At 71.8% G+C, this 19,742-nt stretch carries 16 protein-coding genes; 15 read left to right on the top strand and 1 reads right to left on the bottom strand.

The genetic code is table 11. The features are described from left to right. Positions 1–40 precede the first annotated feature (40 nt). The 5 genes from ACZZ9K_RS03295 (at position 41) to ACZZ9K_RS03275 (ending at position 7,713) form a co-directional block, all read left to right on the top strand. Positions 41–1,012, top strand: a complete 972-nt coding sequence (locus ACZZ9K_RS03295) for an AAA family ATPase (RefSeq protein ID WP_027465773.1) — start codon at positions 41–43, stop codon at positions 1,010–1,012. 98 nt (positions 1,013–1,110) lie between these two features. Further along, a complete protein-coding gene (locus ACZZ9K_RS03290; RefSeq protein ID WP_463443318.1) occupies positions 1,111–2,424 on the top strand; it encodes a DUF58 domain-containing protein in 1,314 nt (437 codons plus the stop codon). Further along, positions 2,421–4,892, top strand: a complete 2,472-nt coding sequence (locus tag ACZZ9K_RS03285; RefSeq protein ID WP_463443317.1) for a TgpA N-terminal domain-containing protein — start codon at positions 2,421–2,423, stop codon at positions 4,890–4,892. The genes ACZZ9K_RS03290 and ACZZ9K_RS03285 overlap by 4 nt, the downstream gene beginning before the upstream one ends. After that, the gene (locus ACZZ9K_RS03280; RefSeq protein ID WP_463443316.1) at positions 4,889–6,856 is read left to right on the top strand and encodes a zinc-ribbon domain-containing protein; all 1,968 of its coding nucleotides are present in this window, start codon (positions 4,889–4,891) and stop codon (positions 6,854–6,856) included. The genes ACZZ9K_RS03285 and ACZZ9K_RS03280 overlap by 4 nt, the downstream gene beginning before the upstream one ends. Before the next feature lie 65 nt (positions 6,857–6,921). Next, positions 6,922–7,713, top strand: a complete 792-nt coding sequence (locus ACZZ9K_RS03275) for a hypothetical protein (RefSeq protein ID WP_463443315.1) — start codon at positions 6,922–6,924, stop codon at positions 7,711–7,713. A 34-nt stretch (positions 7,714–7,747) separates the two neighbouring features. Here ACZZ9K_RS03275 and ACZZ9K_RS03270 read toward each other — a convergent pair whose 3' ends face one another. Beyond that, complete coding sequence (locus ACZZ9K_RS03270) at positions 7,748–8,740, bottom strand: asparaginase (RefSeq protein ID WP_463443314.1); 993 nt, start codon at positions 8,738–8,740, stop codon at positions 7,748–7,750. A 34-nt stretch (positions 8,741–8,774) separates the two neighbouring features. Between ACZZ9K_RS03270 and ACZZ9K_RS03265 the strand changes: the two genes are divergently transcribed. The 10 genes from ACZZ9K_RS03265 to ACZZ9K_RS03220 all read left to right on the top strand — a co-directional run bounded on the left by ACZZ9K_RS03265 (position 8,775) and on the right by ACZZ9K_RS03220 (position 19,742). Next, positions 8,775–9,284, top strand: coding sequence for an OsmC family protein (locus ACZZ9K_RS03265; RefSeq protein WP_138803592.1), 510 nt, complete (start codon positions 8,775–8,777; stop codon positions 9,282–9,284). A 6-nt stretch (positions 9,285–9,290) separates the two neighbouring features. Next, the gene (locus tag ACZZ9K_RS03260) at positions 9,291–10,262 is read left to right on the top strand and encodes an FKBP-type peptidyl-prolyl cis-trans isomerase (RefSeq protein ID WP_173034038.1); all 972 of its coding nucleotides are present in this window, start codon (positions 9,291–9,293) and stop codon (positions 10,260–10,262) included. A 2-nt stretch (positions 10,263–10,264) separates the two neighbouring features. Next, on the top strand, positions 10,265–11,377 hold the full coding sequence (gene dxr / locus ACZZ9K_RS03255; protein ID WP_463443313.1) for a 1-deoxy-D-xylulose-5-phosphate reductoisomerase: 1,113 nt from the start codon (positions 10,265–10,267) through the stop codon (positions 11,375–11,377). 124 nt (positions 11,378–11,501) lie between these two features. Then, complete coding sequence (locus ACZZ9K_RS03250; RefSeq protein ID WP_463443312.1) at positions 11,502–12,836, top strand: M50 family metallopeptidase; 1,335 nt, start codon at positions 11,502–11,504, stop codon at positions 12,834–12,836. 26 nt (positions 12,837–12,862) lie between these two features. Beyond that, positions 12,863–14,359: a purine-cytosine permease family protein gene (locus ACZZ9K_RS03245; protein WP_463443311.1), complete on the top strand. Its 1,497-nt coding sequence runs from the start codon at positions 12,863–12,865 to the stop codon at positions 14,357–14,359. Next, a complete protein-coding gene (locus ACZZ9K_RS03240) occupies positions 14,356–14,916 on the top strand; it encodes a cysteine hydrolase family protein (protein WP_463443310.1) in 561 nt (186 codons plus the stop codon). Before ACZZ9K_RS03245 ends, ACZZ9K_RS03240 begins: the two co-directional genes overlap by 4 nt. Before the next feature lie 56 nt (positions 14,917–14,972). After that, positions 14,973–16,127, top strand: a complete 1,155-nt coding sequence (gene ispG, locus ACZZ9K_RS03235; RefSeq protein ID WP_173034028.1) for a flavodoxin-dependent (E)-4-hydroxy-3-methylbut-2-enyl-diphosphate synthase — start codon at positions 14,973–14,975, stop codon at positions 16,125–16,127. A 284-nt stretch (positions 16,128–16,411) separates the two neighbouring features. Further along, positions 16,412–18,163 (top strand): proline--tRNA ligase, encoded by a 1,752-nt coding sequence (locus ACZZ9K_RS03230; RefSeq protein WP_027465763.1) that lies wholly within the window; start codon positions 16,412–16,414, stop codon positions 18,161–18,163. 203 nt (positions 18,164–18,366) lie between these two features. Further along, positions 18,367–19,362, top strand: coding sequence for a transcription termination factor NusA (gene nusA / locus ACZZ9K_RS03225; protein WP_027465762.1), 996 nt, complete (start codon positions 18,367–18,369; stop codon positions 19,360–19,362). Between the two features lie 68 nt (positions 19,363–19,430). Next, positions 19,431–19,742, top strand: coding sequence for a YlxR family protein (locus ACZZ9K_RS03220; protein ID WP_031259737.1), 312 nt, complete (start codon positions 19,431–19,433; stop codon positions 19,740–19,742).

Below are 19,742 nucleotides of genomic sequence, written 5' to 3'. Positions count from 1 at the left end.
CCAACGCCGCCCTCCCGCCACGACCGAAGGACCATCCCGCATGAGCATGACCCCGGAGCAGGCCACCTGGTTCGCCGACGTCGCAGGCCGCATCGTGACCAACGTCGAGCAGGTGCTCCTCGGGAAGACGTTCGTGATCCGCCTCGCGGTCACGGCGATGCTCAGCGAGGGGCACCTGCTCCTCGAGGACGTTCCCGGAACGGGCAAGACGAGCCTCGCCCGAGCGATGGCGCAGAGCGTGCAGGGCACCACGAACCGCATCCAGTTCACCCCCGACCTGCTGCCGGGCGACATCACCGGCATCAGCGTCTACGACCAGCGGACGCAGGAGTTCGACTTCCACCGCGGGCCGGTCTTCGCGAACATCGTGCTCGCCGACGAGATCAACCGTGCGAGCCCGAAGACCCAGTCCGCGCTGCTCGAGGCGATGGAGGAGTCCGCGATCACGGTCGACGGCGTCAACCACCGTCTCGCCGCGCCCTTCATGGTCATCGCGACCCAGAACCCGATCGAGCAGGCCGGCACCTACCGCCTGCCCGAGGCGCAGCTCGACCGCTTCCTCATGAAGACGTCCATCGGTTACCCGGACCACGCCGCGACGGTGAAGATCCTCGAGACCTCGTCGGCTCCGTCGGCGTCGGTCCCGCTGGCGAGCGTCGTGCCCGCCGCGACCATCACCGAGATGGCCGCCCTGGCGCGCACCGTGCACGTCGACGCCGTGATCGCCGACTACGTCGCCCGCCTGGTGGACGCGACCCGCTCCGCGAGCGAGGTCCGGCTCGGCGTCAGCGTCCGCGGGGCGATGGGCCTGATCCGCGCTTCCCGTGTCCTCGCGGCGCTGAGCGGTCGCCACTACGTCACACCGGACGACGTGAAGGCGCTGGCCGTCCCGGTCCTCGCGCACCGCCTGGTGCTCGACGCCGAGGCCGAGTTCGACGGCGTCAGCGCACCGAGCGTCATCGCGCAGCTCCTGGTGGAGACCCCGCCGCCCGCCGACCGAGTCACGACGTGACGGACCGCCGGCCCGTCTCCACGCGCTCGCGCCGTCCGTCCTCGACGCGGTCGCGTCGTGGCACGACGGCGTACGAGCGCACCGGGACGGTCACCGGCATGACCAACGTCCGGACGCGGATCGTCGGTGACCGCGAGGGCGTCGCAGCGGATGCGGTCATCGGGATCGTCCGGCTCTGGGCAACGGCCTGGAGGCTCGTCCTGCGTCTCTGGGGCGAGGTCTCGTCCGTCGTCACCGGGCTCGGGTGGACGGTCGCCGCGCTGACGCTCGTCGCGTTCGTGGCCGGGTACCGGTTCGGTCTTCGGGAGATCGTCGTGGTCGGGTTCGCCGGCGCCGTGCTCGCGGTGGTCGCTGCGGTGGCCTTGATCGGCCGATCGCGGCTGGTGATCCGGATGCGGCTGCCGCAGCACCGTGTGGCGGTCGGCGACGAGGCCGGCGTGATCATCACGGCCGAGAACCCCACGCGACTGCCGTCGGTGCCGACCACCGTCGAGGTGCCGGTCGGCTCCGGTCTGGTCGACGTCGCGATCCCGGCCATCGGGCCGCAGGGCACCTTCGAGCGGCAGGTCCCCGTCCCGACGCTCCGCCGCGGGGTGCTCGACGTCGGTCCCGTGACGGGGGTCCGCGCCGATCCCGTGGGACTCGTCCGCCGCGAACTCGTCTGGACCGCCCGCGAGCAGGTCATCGTGCACCCGCGCACCATCGCGATCCCGTCGACGAGCACCGGCCTGGTGCGTGACCTCGAGGGGCAGGCGACGACGGACCTGTCGCCCGCGGACATCGCCTTCCACGCCATCCGCGAGTACATGCCCGGCGACGACCCGCGCACCATCCACTGGAAGTCGACCGCGAAGTCCGGCGCCCTCATGGTCCGGCAGTTCGAGGACACCCGCCGCTCGCACCTCGTCGTCGCGCTCGGCATCGCGCGCGGTGAGTTCGCCGACGACGAGGAGTTCGAGCTCGCGGTGAGCGCGGCCGCGTCCCTCGGCGCGCGGGCGATCCGCGACGGCCGCGAGGTCTCGGTCGTGGTGTCCCAGCGCACGCCGGAGTTCGCGAAGCGCGCGGTGTACGCCGTCCGGACACTCCCCACCGTCACGCCGACGCGCCTGCTCGACGACTTCGCCTCGGTCGGCCTCGCCGACGCGTGCCTGCCGATCGCCGAGGTCTCCCGGATCGTGGGGAGCGACACCGACGGCATCTCCGTCGCGTTCCTCGTCGTGGGCTCGACCGTCGGCCTGCCCGCGCTCCGACTCGCGGCCACGCGGTTCCCCGTCGGGGTGGAGGTCGTCGCGGTGATCTGCGAGCCGGAGGCCCAGCCGCGGTTCCTGCGTGTCGCGGGTCTGACGGTGATGACCATCGGCTACCTGGACGACCTGCGGCACGCCCTGCACCGATCGGCGTCGGCAGCATGAGCGCCGCACCCGTGACCACCCCGGCCCCGGACCGGGCGAGACGCTCGACCCGACGGTCCGACCGTCGCGATGCCCGCCGGCTCGTCCCGTTCCGCCTCGCCGGCGGCACGCTGGCGGTCTGGCTGTTGCTGGCCGTCGCGAGCACGTCCTGGTGGCCGGTGTACCGGGACGGCGCGATGATCACCGCCGCGGTCACCGCGATCGTCATCGGGACGGTCGTCGCGCTCCTCGGCACCCTGCTCCGGCTCCCGGCCGCCGTGGCGGCGATCGCGACCGTCGCCGCGTTCACGCTGACCGGGGTCCCGGCCGCCGTGCCGAGCCAGGCGAACGGCCTGCTGCCCACCGGACGCGGACTCCTCGACCTGTTCGCCGGTGTCGCCCTCGGTTGGAAGCAGCTGGTGACCATCAGCCTTCCGGTCGGCTCCTACGAAGCGCTCCTCGTGCCCTACTTCGTGACGCTGCTCGTGGCGACGGTGACCGCCGTGAGCGTGGCGACCCGCGCCTCCAGGCAGGAACTCGCGAGCATCCCGGCACTGGTGCTCTTCGCGGTGGGCGTGGTCGTCGGGCCGAGCCGGCTCGACACCTCGATCGTGACGGCGGTCGTCCTGGTCGGCCTCGCCCTCGTCTGGGCGCTGACGGTCCGGCACGCGCGTCGCGCGGTCGCCGTGGCGACCACCATCGGTTCCCGTGTGCCGGTCGCACGGTCCATCGTCCGACCCGCGCTCGTGGGCACCGGCACCATCGTGGCCGCGGCGGTCGTCGCGACCGGGCTCGGCCTGGTCGCACCGCCCTCCGGCGACCGCACCGTCGCTCGCACCGACGTCGTGAAGCCGTTCGACCCCCGCGACTACGTCAGTCCGCTCAGCGGGTTCCGCGCCTACGAGGAATCCACCGCCTCGGACGCGACCCAGCTCCGGGTGACCGGCCTGCCCGAGGGCGGGTTCGTCCGCATCGCGACGCTCGACACCTACGACGGCGTGGTCTACCGGGTCGGCGGTGCCGACGGCTCGGCGGGCTCGGGCACCTTCGAACGCGTGCCGACCTCGGTCGACGTCCGCGGCGTCCGGGGCACCACGGTCGACGTCGGTGTGACGGTCGACGGGTACCGCGGTGTGTGGCTGCCGACGGTCGGCGACCTGGAGCGCGTGGAGTTCACCGGGCAGGACGCCGACGACGAGCGCGGCGCGTTCTTCTACAACGGGTCGACCGGCACCGGCGCCGTGGTCGGCGGAGTGGGGGACGGCACGTCCTACGACCTGACGGCGGTGCTGCCCGACCAACCGACGGAACGGCAGCTGGCCACCGCGCGGCCGGGGAACGCAGCCGTCCCCACCGCACGGGACGTCCCCGACGCCGTGCGGGACACCGTGGAGTCGACGACGAAGGACGTCTCGGCACCCGGCGCGAAGCTCCTCGCCGCCGTGCAGGCACTGCAGCGGAAGGGGTACGTCAGTCACGGTGTCGGAGACGACCGGATGAGCCGGTCCGGCCACGGTGCCGACCGTGTCCAGGAGCTCCTCACCGCGCCCCTGATGATCGGTGACCAGGAACAGTACGCCGCGGCGGCCGCGCTGATGGCCGACCAGATCGGGTTCCCCGCGCGGGTCGTGATGGGCTTCACGGCCGGGGGTGACTCGGGCAGCGACGGCACCGCAGCGCGTGGCGGGACGACGACCTTCCGCGGGTCCGACGTCACGGCCCGCATCGAGGTGGACACCGCGCAGTGGGGGTGGGTGATGCTCAACCCCAACCCCGAGGTGCGCGAGATCCCGGACGAGCAGCAGCAGACCCCGCAGCCGGTGACCCGTCCGGAGACGGTCGTGCCGCCGCCCCCGGTGGACCAGCAGGACCAGGACCAGCAGACGCCTCCGGAGAGTGACCGGAACACGCCGCCGGTGCAGCCGCTCTGGCTCCGGATCCTGCTCGCGGTGCTGCCCTGGGCCCTCGGGACCCTCGGCGTCGTCGCAATCGTCCTGCTGCCGTTCGCCGTGATCGTGCTGCTGAAGCGACTGCGACGGCGACGACGCCGGAACGCCACCACGCACCGGGGTCGCATCGTCGGTGCCTGGGACGAGTACCGCGACGCGCTGCTCGACCGCGGGCACGACGTGCGGCGTTCGGCCACCCGGCGTGAAGCCGTCGTCGGTGCACCGGGTGACGGCGGCACCGGACTGGCGGCGCTGGCCGACCGTGCGGTGTTCGGTCCGAGCGACGCTGACCAGACCACCGCCGATCGCATGTGGGCGGCGACGGACGACGCGATCGGTTCGCTCCGGACCGGGCGGACCCGGCGGGAGCGGTTCCGCACCGCCGTGTCGCTCCGGTCGCTGCGGGGAACCGGGCGTCGTCCGACGGCACGGTCGCGTCGTGGAACCGACGGCCAGACTGCGTCGGGGCACGGCGACTACGATGTCCAGAGGCCGGACGAGCGTCGTGGACGGCCGAGTGAGGACAGAGGCACCACGTGATCAGATGCGAACACTGCGGATCGATGCTCCCGGACGGAGCGATCTTCTGCGGTGAGTGCGGACGCGCGGTCACCGCCGCGGCGAGCCGTCGCCCGGTCGCGCCGACCCCCGTCGAACAGGCACCGCCGCCACCGTTGCAGCAGCCCGACGCGCACGGCCGACGGTCCGACCCGGCCTCCGACGCCTGGTTGCCCGAATCCACGCTCGACCCCGCCACCCGCGCCTGGCTCACCGGTGCCGACCGCCGGGGAACCGAACCTCCGGCACCCGTGCCGGTGCAGCGTCCCGACGACTTCGCGCCGCGCCAGGCACCCTCCCACGTGCACGGCGCCGGATCCGGACTCGGGGACTGGTCGGGCGCGCCGGGCCAGCCGGATCGGGAGCCGGCTCTCGACCCCGACGCCTACCCGTCCGAGCCCCTCGACGCCGACGACCCCGAACGCACCCGCATCGCCCCGGCTCCCGGTCGCCCGGCGACGCCCGCGGCCCCGGTGCGCGATGCCGCGACACCTGGTCCGGAGCAGACGGCGCAGCAGCCCGTCGCGCCCCCGCACACCGCAGAGACGGCTCCGCCCGTGTGGGCACCGCCGGCCGCCACCGCACCCCCAGCGGCACCCGCCGGTCCGTCCTGGTGGGTGGGCCGTGGTACCCCGGCTGCCGAGACGCCGTCCGAGCCGGTCGTTCCGCCGGTGCCAGGAGCACCTGCCGACCCGGTCGCCGAGCAGGGCGCCGCGGCTCCTGCGTCCGACCCACAGGACGGACAGGACCCACAGGACGCACAGCATGCCCTGCCCGGCTCCGAGCCGGAGCGCGACGAGGTGATCGTGGCGGCGTCGGAGACGAGTGCCGCCGACGGCCAGCCCGCCGTCGTGTCGCCCCCGCAGCCCGGGGACACCGCCGTGGTCGAGCCGCTCATCGACCGACGGCCGCCGCGTCCGGCCCCGCTCGTCACCCCCGGCATGCACGAGACGACCATCTGCCACGTCTGCGGCAACCGGCTCGAGCCCGACGACATCTTCTGCGGCGAGTGCGGAGCCGTCCGTCCGGCGGTCACCGCGGCCTTCACCGGCCCGGTCATGCCCCTGCCGATGACCCGACCCGACTGGGCAGCAGAAGGCTCCGACGAGACCCATGGGTCTGACGGCACCCATGTGTCTGACGGCACCGATGGGTCTGACGGCATTGCGACGTCCGGAACAGCCGACGATGCGGACGAGTCCGACGAGAGCGGCTCCGACGAGAACAGCGCCGACGAGAACAGCGCCGACGAGAACAGTGCCGAAGAACTCGCTGCGCACGACGAGCAGGGCGATGAGCCGGTCCGCGCCGGGGTCGAGCAGTCCGGTTCGGGCCGTCGCGCCCGACGGGCGCACGCTGCCCCGGTCGGCGAGCCCGAGGCGTCCGCCGTGCCGCGCACCTCGATCCCGCCGGTGCCCGGTTCCGTGACCGTCCCGTCCTCCGCGCCGTCCGCCACCACGGCCGGTGCGCCCCTCGCTGCGCCGCTGCCCCCGATCCCGGGAGCGACCGGACCCGCGCTGCCGCTCCCGCCGGCGAGCCCGTCGGAGTCGAACGCCGGAGCCGAGGCGCCCGACGACGACGACGTCGACGAGACCCGCATCGTCGCGAAGACGCCGACCCGGGCGCCGTTCGTCCTGCACTTCAGCACGGGTGAACGGCTCGGGGTGCACGGCACCGGCCTGCTCGGCCGCCTGCCGCGACCGCAGCCGGGGGAGCGGTACGACGACCTGCTGACCGTGCACGATCCGGGAAAGTCCGTGTCGAAGACCCACCTCGAGCTCGGCCGCGACGGCGACGACCTGTGGGTCTCCGACCGGTTCTCCGGCAACGGCACGGTGGTCCGGCACATCGACGGATCGATCCGCCGCTGCGAGCCCGGTCGCCGGTACCGCGTCGAGCGTGGTGCCCGCGTCGACATCGGCGAGCAGTTCTTCCTCGTGCAGTAGGCGACTTCTCCACAGATCCCGTCGCGGACCAGCGCTGGGCCGTTCGCACCTGGTGCGATGGGGACATGTCCCGTTTCGCCGCCCGCTGTGTGATCGTGGGGGCAGCGGTCGCGCTCGTCGTGGCCGGTGTCCTCGCGCCGATCAGCGGTGCCGGGCAGAGCGTCCTGCTCGGCGCGGGCGCGTGCTGCGCCCTGGTCGACGTGGTGCTGCACCGATCGGCGCCGCCGGGTACCGGAACCCGTGCGGCCCAGGTCGTTGCGCCGCGTGGGCCGGACCAGCCCGCCGCGGCGGACCCCCTCGGCTCGCTGGAGCAGCCGACCGGCACGACCCTCGAGGACGATGACGGCACCCCGGCACTCGTCCTCGGGCACGGCTCGGGCGGCAACCTGCTCCGCGTCGACGCCTGCTCCCACATCGTGGTCGTCGGGGCCGGAGCACTCGCCGTCGCGGTGTTCCGTGGGCTCGCCGAGCAGCTCCGCGTCGCTGCCGACCGGGCCGACGACGATCTGCGGTGGGCCGTCGCGCCAGGACTCCTCGACGCCGCGGGCTCCGGCAGCGACGATCCGTCCCCGACCACCCCGACCACCCCGACCACCCCGACCACCCCGACCATCCCGCCAGTGGAGACCCTCCCGTCGGGGACCTCGGTCGCGGTGTGGATGGGCACCGACGGCCGACCGCACGGCACGGTGGTGCTCGTGCCCGGACTCGGAGCAGCGCCCCGACACCGGGACGTCACCGTCGAGGTCTCGCGGTACGGCTGCTCCGTCCGTCGACTCGACGGCCACAGGGCCGTCCGCGTGTCCCCGGCGCTGCCGGTCCTCGCCCCCGACCCGGTCAGCGCGGACCCGGGATGATCAGCGCGGACCCGAGATCAGCACCCGCGACGGATCAGCGCAGCCCGGCGCCGACGCGCACCGTACCGACGGGGACGCCACCACCGAGTACCCGCTCACCGGTCGCCTCGAGCACCTCGGCCACGCCGTCGGACGCGACGAGCCCGTTCCGCTCGAGCAGGGCAAGTGCCGCCAGGGTGCCGGCCCGCTGCGAGCCGTCGAGCACCTTCACCGCCACCGCCGCGCCGCCGGGCAACCCCATGACCATGACGCCCTCGGCACCGAGCTTCGCCAGCACCTGCAGCCGCTCGATGGTGACCGTGTTCGCACGCCCGACACCGTCGATCGCCCACGGGTGCGCCAGGACCGCGTCGGTCAGCGCGGCGGAGTCGTCGTCGGCCCGTGCCACGACACCGGCGAACCCGCGTGCCAGCCCTGTCAGGGTCAGCGGGAACACGGGGGCACCGCAGCCGTCCGTGCCGACCAGGTCGACGGTCTCGTGCGTGTACTCCTCGACCACGGAACGCACCCGCTGCTGCAACGGGTGCTCGATGTCGAGGTACGTGGGCTCGTCCCACCCGTTCACCCGGCAGGCCGCGAGCATGCCGGCGTGCTTGCCGGAGCAGTTCATCGCCAGTCGGCGGGGTCCGTCCATCGTGCGGGCGGTGCCGCGGTCGAACGGCATGTCGGGCGGGCAGCCGAGGTCGGCCTCGACGTGGTCGAAGGACTCGAGCATGTGCAGGGCGAGCGCCTGGTGCGCCGCGGTCCCGGCGTGGCTCGCGGTGGTGAGGACGAGCTCCTCGTCCGAGAACAGCGCGCCGGCGCGTCGGACTGCCAGTGCCTGGAACGGCTTCATGGTGGACCGCGGGTAGATGCTCGCCGTCACGTCACCCACGGAGTCGATCACCGTGCCGGTCGCGTCGACGACGACGCCGGCGCCGACGTGTCGGCTCTCGTCGAACCCTGAACGTCCGAGCACCGCCAGCTCGACGGAACCGTCGGCGGTGAGAGGATGGCGATCACTGCGGACTTCGGGGCTCACCGTCATGCCGCCATGCTAGCCAAGGCGAAGGGGCGCACCCGTGCACGACCACTCCTACGAGGTCTCCGTCAGCTGGACCGGCGACCGCGGGACCGGCACGTCCGGGTACCGCGACTACGGCCGCGAACACGTGGTCTCGGCGACGGGCAAGCCGGACGTCCCCGGCTCCGCCGACCCGACGTTCCGCGGGGACCGTGACCGCTGGAACCCCGAGGAGATGGTGGTCGCGGCGCTGGCCCAGTGCCACATGCTCAGCTACCTGCACGTCGCGGTCACGAAGGGCTTCACCGTCGTGGACTACCAGGACACCGCGACCGCGTCGCTCCGCCTGAACCGTGACGGTTCGGGTGAACTGACCGAGGCGACCCTGCACCCGGTCGTCACGATCCTCGAGGCCGATCGCGTCGCGGACGCCGAAGCCGCACACGTCACCGCCAACCAGCTCTGCTTCATCGCGCGCTCCGTGGCGTTCCCGGTGCACCACGAGCCGCGGCTGGTCGTCCGACCTGCGTCATTGGCAGGGGACTCTTCGACTGGTGGGGCAGACTAGGTCCTCGTGAAGCGTCTCCGCCTGCTCCCGATCGCCATCGTCCCCGCCGTCGTGCTGGGACTCGCCGCCTGCTCCGGCTCCGGTTCGAACGGGTCCTCGGCCTCGCCGACCCCGTCGGCCAGTGCCACGGCCTCGGCGATCACCTCCTGCCCCGACCCGGGCAAGGCCTCCGACGCCGTCGAGGCGACCGGGTCGTTCGGTGGGACGAAGGCCCCGACCGTCAAGTTCGCCTCGGGCCTGTCCGCGAAGACGCCGCAGGCCACCCGGCTCGTGAAGGGCAAGGGTGCGGCGCTCGACGAGGGCGACTACGCGCAGGTGTCCTACAGCGTGTACAAGACGTCGGACGCCAAGAAGCTCGGCACCGTCGGCTTCGACGAAGGCAACCCGCAGGTCCTGTCCGTCGGCGGGTCGGGCTTCGGCGCACTCCTCGCCTGCTCGAAGGTGGGCGACCGGATCGCCGCGGTCGGACAGTCCTCGGCACTCGGTTTCAACACCGGCGGCGAGATCGTGGTCGTCGCCGACGTCGTCGCGCAGACCCCCACCAAGGCGAACGGCACCCCGAAGGACCAAGATCCGGCCCTGCCCACGGTCAAGGACAAGTCGAGCGGCGAGCCGGAGATCACGATCCCCGACGGCGTGAAGGCGCCCACGAAGACCACGGTCGAGGTGCTCAAGCAGGGCAACGGCTCCGCGATCGCCGACGGCGACACCGCACTCGTGCAGTACAAGGGCGTCGTCTACGACACGGGCAAGGAGTTCGACTCCTCGTGGTCGAAGGGCGTCCCCACCACCTTCACCGTGTCGGAGAGCGCGCTCATCAAGGGCTTCGTCACCGGGCTCGTCGGGCAGAAGGTCGGCTCACAGGTCCTGATCGTCGCCACGCCGGAGGACGCCTACGGCGCCAACCCGCAGGAGGGCTCGGGCATCCCGAAGAACGCCACGCTCGTCTTCGTGGTCGACATCCTCGCCAAGGGCTGATCGTGACGGACGGCCGCCTCGGCAGCACCGGTCCGGCCCGCAGACGCATCGTCGTCCTCGGCAGCACCGGCTCGATCGGCACCCAGGCGCTCGACGTCGTCGCCCGCAACCCCGACCGGTTCGAGGTCGTCGGCCTCACCGCGGGCAGCAATCGCGGCCTCGTCGCCGAGCAGGCCGCCCGTTTCGGCGTGCGCGACACCGCGTTCGGCGCGGCCGACTCGGAACGGCTCGTCCGGAGCGTCGAGGCCGACGTCGTGCTCAACGGCATCACCGGTTCGGTCGGGCTCGGTCCGACGTTGGCCGCACTCGAGAGCGGTGCCACCCTCGCCCTGGCGAACAAGGAGAGCCTGATCGTCGGCGGCTCCCTCGTGCAGCAGGCTGCGGCACCCGGGCAGATCGTGCCCGTCGACAGCGAGCACTCCGCGATCGCGCAGGCGCTCCGCTCCGGCGTCGACACCGAGGTGCAGCGGCTCGTCCTCACCGCGAGCGGGGGTCCGTTCCGCGGGCGCACCCGCGAGCAGCTGCGCGACGTCACCCCCGCCCAGGCGCTGGCGCACCCCACCTGGGACATGGGGCTCGTCGTCACGACGAACTCCGCCACCCTGGTGAACAAGGGGCTCGAGGTCATCGAGGCCCACCTGCTCTTCGACGTGCCGTACGACCGCATCGACGTCACCGTGCACGCGCAGTCGATCGTGCACTCGATGGTCGAGTTCGTCGACGGTTCCACCATCGCCCAGGCGTCGCCGCCGGACATGCGCCTGCCGATCGCACTCGGCCTGGCCTGGCCGGACCGGGTGCCCGGCGTCGGCGTGCCGCTCGACTGGACGACCGCGAGCACGTGGACGTTCGAACCCCTCGACCAGGACGCGTTCAGCGCCGTCGCCCTCGCCAAGCGGGTGGGCGAGCTGGGTGGGACGTTCCCGGCCGTGTTCAACGCCGCGAACGAGCAGGCCGTCGCCGCGTTCCACGCCGGCGCGATCGGTTTCCTGGACATCGTCGACACGGTCGAGCGCATCGTCGAGGAGCACACCGCGGGGGAGCCGTCACTCGACGGCGTGCTCGCGGCGGAGCAGTGGGCCCGCACCGCTGCGGACCGCGCGCTGACCCGCTGACGCGAGTCGCGCCTCCCGTCCGACGCGGCGGCGGCAGACCGCGGACGGCGACGGAGGGGAGGCCCACATCACCTCTCAGACGGCGCTCGGCTCCGTCATGGAATCAGTCCCGTACTCTTTCCCGGTGACCGTCGAATCCGTCCTGCTCTTCGTCCTCGGCGTGGTCGTCTTCATCATCGGCCTGCTGGTCTCGATCGGACTCCACGAGCTGGGACACCTGTCCTTCGCGAAGCTCTTCAACGTCAAGGTGACGCAGTACTCGCTGGGCTTCGGCAAGGCGATGTGGTCGTTCAAGCGGGGTGAGACCGAGTACGGGATCCGTCCGATCCTGCTCGGTGGGTACATCTCGATGGTCGGCATGCTCAAGCCGCGCGCCTCGGGCCGGGCGAGCGCCATCACGAACACCGGCATGTACGGCGCGTTCGTGCAGGACGCCCGCCAGGCCAGCGCCGAGCAGATCGCGGACTCCGGTGGCGACGACTCCCGTGCCTTCTACCGCCTGACGCCGTGGAAGCGGATCATCGTGATGGTCGCGGGTCCGGCCATGAACCTGGTGATCGGCATCGTGCTGTTCGGTGTCCTGCTGTGCGGGTTCGGGGCGCCGACCACGACCTTCACGTCGAGCGTCGGGTGCGTGCTGCCGAACAGCCGGACGACCGAGTGCTCGCCCGGCGACGCCGTGTCCCCGGCGAAGCAGGCGGGCATCGAGTCCGGCGACGTCGTGCTCTCGGTGAACGGCGAGCAGGACCCCACGATCACCCGCGTCTCCGAGGTCTTCCAGGAGTCCGCCGGTGAGCAGGTCACCGTGGTGGTCGAGCGCGACGGTGCCCGGAAGACCCTCGAGATCACCCCGACGACCGCCACCCGCGACGTCTACGACGCCGAGGGCAAGGTCGTCAAGAACGACGACGGCACCACGAAGACCCAGCGTGTCGGCGTGGTCGGCGTCAGCATCGGGCAGTCCCTGGTGCGGCAGTCCCCGGCCGAGGTGCTGCCCGCGACCGGCGCCCAGATCGCGGCGTCGGCGCACCTGATCATCGACCTGCCGCAGCGCCTGGTCGCGGTGTGGAACGCCGCGTTCGGCGCCCAGGAGCGGTCGCAGGACAGCCCCGTGTCGGTGGTGGGCGTCGGCCGTGCGATCGGCGAGGTCTCGTCGATGAGCGGTGTCCCCGTGGTCGACAAGGCGTACACGATCCTCGGGCTGCTGGCCTCGCTCAACATCGGCCTGTTCGTGCTGAACATGGTGCCCCTGCTGCCGCTCGACGGCGGACACATCGCGGGTGCGCTGTGGGAAGCGATCAAGCGACGGTCGTTCAAGCTCGTCGGCAAGGCGGACCCGGGGCCCATCGACCTGGCGAAGACGATGCCGCTGACGATGGTGGTCGTGGTGCTCCTGGCGGGCATGAGCGCCCTGCTCATCTACGCCGACATCGTTCGTCCGGTGAACCTCTTCGGGTAGGCCTGCCGAGCCACTACGCTCAGCGCATGAGCACAGCCGCCACGAACCCGCCCGAGGTTCGCGCCGTCGAACGCCAGGGGCTCGACGTCATCGCCGAGTCCGACCGGAAGGGCACCCCGAGGGGGCTGTTCTGGCCGTGGTTCGCCGCCAACATCTCCGTCCTCGGCCTGAGCTACGGCTCCTTCGTCCTCGGCTTCGGCATCTCGCTGGCCCAGGCGACGATCGTCTCGGTGATCGGGGTGGTGTTCTCGTTCCTGCTGTGCGGCGTCGTCGCGATCGCCGGCAAACGCGGGTCCGCGCCGACGATGGTGCTCAGCCGCGCGGCCTTCGGGGTCCGCGGCAACCGGGTGCCGTCGTTCCTCAGCTGGGTCCTCACCGTCGGGTGGGAGACGTCGCTCGCCGCGCTGGCGGTCCTGGCGACCTCGACGGTGTTCACCGAGCTCGGCTGGGACGGCGGGGTGCTGACGAAGATCGTCGCGCTCGTCGTGGTCGCCGCACTGATCGTCGGAGCCGGCATCGCCGGGTTCGACGTCATCATGCGCCTGCAGACCGTGATCACCGTCGTCACCGCCGTGTTGACCGTCGTCTACATCGTGCTCGCCGCGCCGACGATCGACTTCGCAGCGCTCGGTGCCCTGCCGTCCGGCAGCGGGCAGAACGTCATCGGGGCGCTCGTCCTCGTGATGACCGGGTTCGGACTCGGCTGGGTGAACGCCGCCGCTGACTACTCGCGGTACCTGCCACGGAACGCCTCGACGGGCGGGGTCGTCGGCTGGACGACGTTCGGCGGTGCCCTCGCACCGGCGGTCCTCGTGGTGATCGGCGTGATGCTGGCGGGGTCGTCACCGGACCTGAACGACGCGATCGGAGCCGACCCGATCGGCGCGCTCACGACGGTGCTCCCGGTCTGGTTCCTCATCCCGTTCGCGATCGTGGCGATCCTCGGGCTCGTCGGGGGAGCCGTCCTCGACATCTACTCGTCGGGCCTCGCACTGCTGAGCGTCGGCGTGAAGATCTCGCGTCCGGCCGCCGCGGGCGTCGACGGCGTGATCATGGTCGCCGGTGCCGTCTACGTCGCCTTCTTCGCACAGGACTTCATCTCGCCGTTCCAGGCCTTCCTCGTGACCCTCGGTGTCCCGATCGCCGCGTGGGCCGGGATCTTCGTCGGCGACGTCCTGCTCCGTCGACGCGCCTACGCCGAAGCCGAGCTCGACGACCGCCGCGGGCGCTACGGCGACGTCCGGTGGCTGCCCATCGCGCTCGTCGTGCTCGGTACCGTGCTCGGGTGGGGCCTGGTGACGAACACCTACGGCGTCCCGTCCTGGCTCAACTGGCAGGGCTACCTGCTCGGCCCGTTCGGCCTCGGTGGCCGCGAGGGGCCGTGGGCCTACGCGAACCTCGGTGTCCTCGTCGCCCTGGTCGTCGGGTTCCTCGGCACGCTGCTGTTCGCGCGCGGGTCGATCCGCCGGCAGGAAGCACTCGGAACCCCGGAAGCACTGCGCACCCCGGACGCCCTGCGATGAGCGCGGAGATCCCCGACGACGCCTGGCTCGTCGTGATCGACATGCAGCAGGTCTTCACCGGCGAGAACCCGTGGGCCGCACCGCGGTACGACCACGCCGGCGCCGGCATCGAGCGGCTCCTGCCGCGGTTCACCGGCAGCACGGTCTTCACCCGTTTCGTGGCTCCGGCGCAGCCCGAGGGTGCGTGGGTGCCGTACTACCGGGACTGGCCCTTCGCACTGGTCCCGGACGCCGACCCGCTGTACGCGCTCACCGAGCCGTTCGCGTCGGCGGCAGCGGACCGGAACGACCCCGTCGTGACGGAACCGACCTTCGGCAAGTGGGGGACGAGCCTCCAGGCCGTCGTCGGCGACCACCCGCACCTGGTGCTCACGGGGGTCTCGACCGACTGCTGCGTGCTGTCGACCGCGCTGGCGGCGGCCGACGCCGGTGCGACGGTGACCGTCGTGGCCGACGCCTGCGCCGGCGGGACCGACGAGGACCACGACCGTGCGCTCGCGGTGATGCGGCTCTACGCCCCGCTCATCACGGTCGTGGACTCGGTCAGGGAGCTCTGAACGGACGCACGGGGACCGGACCCGGCACGGTCAGACCGAGCGCGTAGAGTGCTCACGTGCCCGCAGTCAACCTCGGTATGCCCAAGTCCCCCGAAACCCTCGCTCCGCGTCGCAAGTCGCGGCAGATCCGGGTCGGCAAGGTGCTCGTGGGCGGCGACGCCCCGGTGTCCGTGCAGTCGATGACCACGACGCAGACCACCAACATCAACGCGACGCTGCAGCAGATCGCCGAGCTCACGGCCTCGGGCTGCGACATCGTCCGGGTCGCCGTGCCCACGCAGGACGACGCCGACGCGCTGGCGATCATCGCGAAGAAGTCGCAGATCCCGGTGATCGCCGACATCCACTTCCAGCCGAAGTACGTCTTCCAGGCGATCGACGCCGGCTGTGCGGCCGTCCGCGTCAACCCGGGCAACATCCGCAAGTTCGACGACCAGGTCGGCGCGATCGCCAAGGCAGCCAAGGACGCCGGCGTCTCGCTCCGGATCGGCGTGAACGCGGGGTCGCTCGAGCCGAGCCTGCTGCAGAAGTACGGCAAGGCCACCCCCGAGGCGCTCGTCGAGTCCGCCGTGTGGGAAGCCTCCCTGTTCGAGGAGCACGACTTCCACGACTTCAAGATCTCGGTCAAGCACAACGACCCGATCGTGATGGTCAAGGCCTACCGGCAGCTCGCCGCCGCCGGTGACTGGCCACTGCACCTCGGCGTGACCGAGGCCGGCCCGGAGTTCCAGGGCACCATCAAGAGCGCCACCGCGTTCGGCATCCTGCTGGCCGAGGGCATCGGCGACACCATCCGCGTGTCGCTCTCCGCCCCGCCCGCGCAAGAGGTCAAGGTCGGCCTGCAGATCCTGCAGTCGCTCAACCTGCGCGAGCGCAAGCTCGAGATCGTCTCCTGCCCGAGCTGCGGTCGCGCGCAGGTCGACGTCTACCAGCTCGCGAACGACGTCACGAAGGGGCTCGAGGGCATGACCGTCCCGCTCCGCGTCGCCGTCATGGGTTGCGTCGTGAACGGCCCGGGCGAGGCGCGCGAGGCCGACCTCGGTGTCGCGTCGGGCAACGGCAAGGGGCAGATCTTCGTCAAGGGCCAGGTCGTCAAGACCGTGCCGGAGGCCGAGATCGTCCAGACGCTCATCGACGAGGCGAACCGCATCGCGGACGAGATGGGTCCGGCAGCCGCCACGGGCACGCCCCAGGTGATCATGGCGCCGTAGGCGCGACCACCCTTCCCACCGGAGGCCCGGTGCCAGCTGGCACCGGGCCTCCGGTCCGTCGTCGGGCGGTGTCGGCGCGCGCGCCAGCGCCGGTCGGCACGGTGCGCGCTTCGCGCTGCCGTGCCGGGTTGCTCGCCCGGTGCGAGCCTGCAGGCGCGCACGCAGCGGCTGGTGCCGCACCGGCCAGCGAACCTCGCACCGTGCCGAACGGCGCGGCTCGCGCCCAGCGGCGGGGACACCGCCGGGAACCCGCGCCGTCGGCCCGCCGCCACTAGGCTTGCCCCGTGGTCACACGGCTTTCGCATCTGTTCCTCCGTACGCTCCGCGACGACCCCTCCGACGCCGAGGTGACGAGCCACAAGCTGCTCGTCCGCGCCGGGTACGTCCGTCGCCAGTCCCCGGGGATCTTCGCCTGGTTGCCGCTCGGACTCCGGGTGCGCGCCAAGATCGAGGCGATCATCCGCGACGAGATGGTCGCCGCCGGCGCGCAGGAGGTCCTGCTGCCGGCGCTGCTGCCGCGTGAACCGTACGAGGCGACGAACCGCTGGACCGAGTACGGCGACGGCATGTTCCGCCTGCAGGACCGCAAGGGCTCCGACTACCTGCTCGCCCCCACGCACGAGGAGATGTTCGCGCTCCTCGTGAAGGACCTGTACTCGTCGTACAAGGACCTGCCGGTGACGCTGTTCCAGATCCAGGACAAGTACCGCGACGAGGCCCGCCCCCGCGCCGGACTCCTGCGCGGCCGCGAGTTCACCATGAAGGACGCGTACTCGTTCGACCTCACCGACGAGGGCCTCGAGCGCAGCTACCAGGTCATGCGCGACGCGTACGAGAAGATCTTCGCCCGCCTCGGCCTCGACTACGTCATCGTCAAGGCCGACGCCGGCGCGATGGGCGGCTCCAAGTCCGAGGAGTTCCTGCACCCGATCGGCGTCGGCGAGGACACCTTCGTCCGCAGCGCCGGCGGCTACGCGGCCAACGTCGAGGCCTACGTCACCCCCGTCCCCGAGTCGCTGCCGATCGAGGGCCAGCCCGAGCCCGTGCTGCTGCCGGCGTCGGACACCCCGACGATCGACACGCTCGTCGCCCACGCGAACCAGGTCGCGCCGCGCGAGGGCGCCCCGTGGACCGCGGCCGACACGCTGAAGAACGTCGTCCTCGCGCTCACCCACCTCGACGGCACGCGCGAGGTCGTGGTCGTCGGCCTGCCCGGTGACCGCGACGTCGACCTGAAGCGCGCCGAGGTGTCGTTCGCCCCGGCCGAGGTCGAGGCCGCCGGCGACGACGACTTCAAGAAGCACCGCGGCCTGGTGAAGGGCTACATCGGCCCGCAGGTACTCGGCGCCGACAGCGCCACCGGCCTCCGCTACTTCGTCGACCCCCGTGTGGTCGACGGCACGAGCTGGATCACCGGCGCCAACGAGCGCGGCGTGCACGTCTCCGGCCTCGTCGCCGGCCGTGACTTCGTGGCCGACGGTGTCGTCGAGGTCTCCGACGTCCGCGCCGGTGACCCGTCCCCGGACGGCTCCGGCCCGCTCGAGACCGCGCGCGGCATGGAGATCGGGCACGTGTTCCAGCTCGGTCGGAAGTACGCCGAGGCGCTCGGCCTCAAGGTGCAGGACGAGAACGGCAAGCTCGCCACGGTCACGATGGGCTCGTACGGCATCGGCGTGACCCGCATCCTCGCGATCCTGGCCGAGTCCCACAACGACGAGAAGGGCCTGGTCTGGCCGAAGAACGTCGCGCCGTTCGACGTGCACATCGTCGCCACCGGCCGTGACCAGGTCGCCTACGAGCTGGCGGCCTCCGTCGTCGCCGAGCTCGAGGGCGAGCGGTTCGACGTGCTGTACGACGACCGCCCGAAGGTGTCGCCCGGCGTGAAGCTCCGCGATGCCGAGCTGCTCGGCATGCCGATCGTCGTCGTCGCCGGCCGCGGTGCCGCCGAGGGCGTCGTCGAGCTGTGGGACCGCGCGACGGGCGACCGCCGCGACGTGCCGGTGGCCGACCTGCTCGACGCGGTCCGCGCGATCTAGACGCGACCCCTGACGGACGGGCGCGCCCCGCTCAGCGGTGACGCGCCAGCGCCACGCGGGGCGCGCCGACCGAGCCTGCGAGGGAGGGGTGCGACGCCGCCACGGGCCTCCTGTCCGTCTCCTGGTTCTGGGGTACGCTTGTGGCCGACTTCTGCGCAGTTCCACCCCGCAGGAGCGACTCATCTGAATACGGAGGCACCTCGGTGAAGATCGATCTCGCAGTCCTGCGACTCATGGAGCGCGAGCGGGAGATCCCGTTCGACGAGCTCGTCCAGATCATCGAATCTGCCATCCTGACCGCCTACCAGAAGCACGCCGACGAGAACGGCGAGCCGGCCCACGCGCAGTCGCGTGTGGAGCTCGACCGCAAGTCCGGCGAGGTCAGCGTCTACGTCCCCGAGCTCGACGACGAGGGCACCGTCATCGGTGAAGCCGTCGACCAGCCGAGCGACTTCGGTCGCATCGCGGCCTTCGCGGCGAAGCAGGTCATCAACCAGCGCCTGCGCGACATCGGCGACGACAAGATCCTCGGCGAGTTCCGCGGCAAGGAAGGCGACATCGTCGCGGGCGTGGTCCAGCAGGGCCCGAACCCGAAGATGGTGCACGTCGACCTCGGCACGATCGAGGCGATCCTGCCGCCCGAAGAGCAGGTGCCGGGGGAGTCCTACACGCACGGCTCCCGCATCCGCGTCTACGTGACGAGCGTGGCCCGTGGCAACAAGGGCCCGCAGATCATCGTGTCGCGCACGCACCCGGGTCTGGTCCGGAAGCTCTTCGCGCTCGAGGTCCCGGAGATCGCGTCCGGTGTCGTCGAGATCACCTCGCTCGCCCGCGAGGCTGGGCACCGCACGAAGATCGCCGTCAAGGCGAACGAGCCCGGCGTGAACGCGAAGGGTGCCTGCATCGGCGAGCTCGGCGCACGTGTCCGGGCCGTCACGAACGAGCTCGGTGCCGAGAAGATCGACATCGTCGACTACTCCTCCGACCTGGCGTCGTTCGTCGCGAGCGCCCTGTCGCCCGCCAAGGTGACGAGTGCGTTCGTGCTCGACGCCTCGACGAAGGCCGTCCGGGCGCTCGTGCCGGACTACCAGCTGTCGCTCGCGATCGGCAAGGAAGGGCAGAACGCCCGCCTCGCCGCGAAGCTCACCGGTGCCCGCATCGACATCCAGCCGGACTCCATCCTGGACGGCGAGGACTAGGACGGTTTCGCTCCCGGCGCGCCCTGCGAGGGCGCGCCGGATCGCGCACGTCCGAGGCAAGGAGTAGAGTGGTTCCCGTCAGAACGTGCATCGGCAGTCGTCGTCGCGCTTCCCGATCCTCCCTCCTCCGAGTCGTCGCCCTGAGCGACGGTCGTGTGGTGGCGGATCCGAAGGCAGTCATGCCGGGGCGGGGAGCATGGCTCACACCGACCGTCGATGCCTACGATCTGGCCGTCAAGCGCAGGGCTTTCCGCCGTGCGCTCCGGTTGGATCGCGATCCCGACACGTCCGCGGTGCTCGACCACATCGTCGGTCTCCCACAGGAACCGGCCGAGCGCCCGGACATGACAGAACAGGCTGAACGGCTTATGGACAACTGA

The sequence above is a fragment of the Curtobacterium sp. AC268 genome (genome assembly GCF_979258745.1).
Note: the sequence above shows the minus strand (reverse complement) of the source record. Positions and strands in the feature narration are given on the sequence as shown.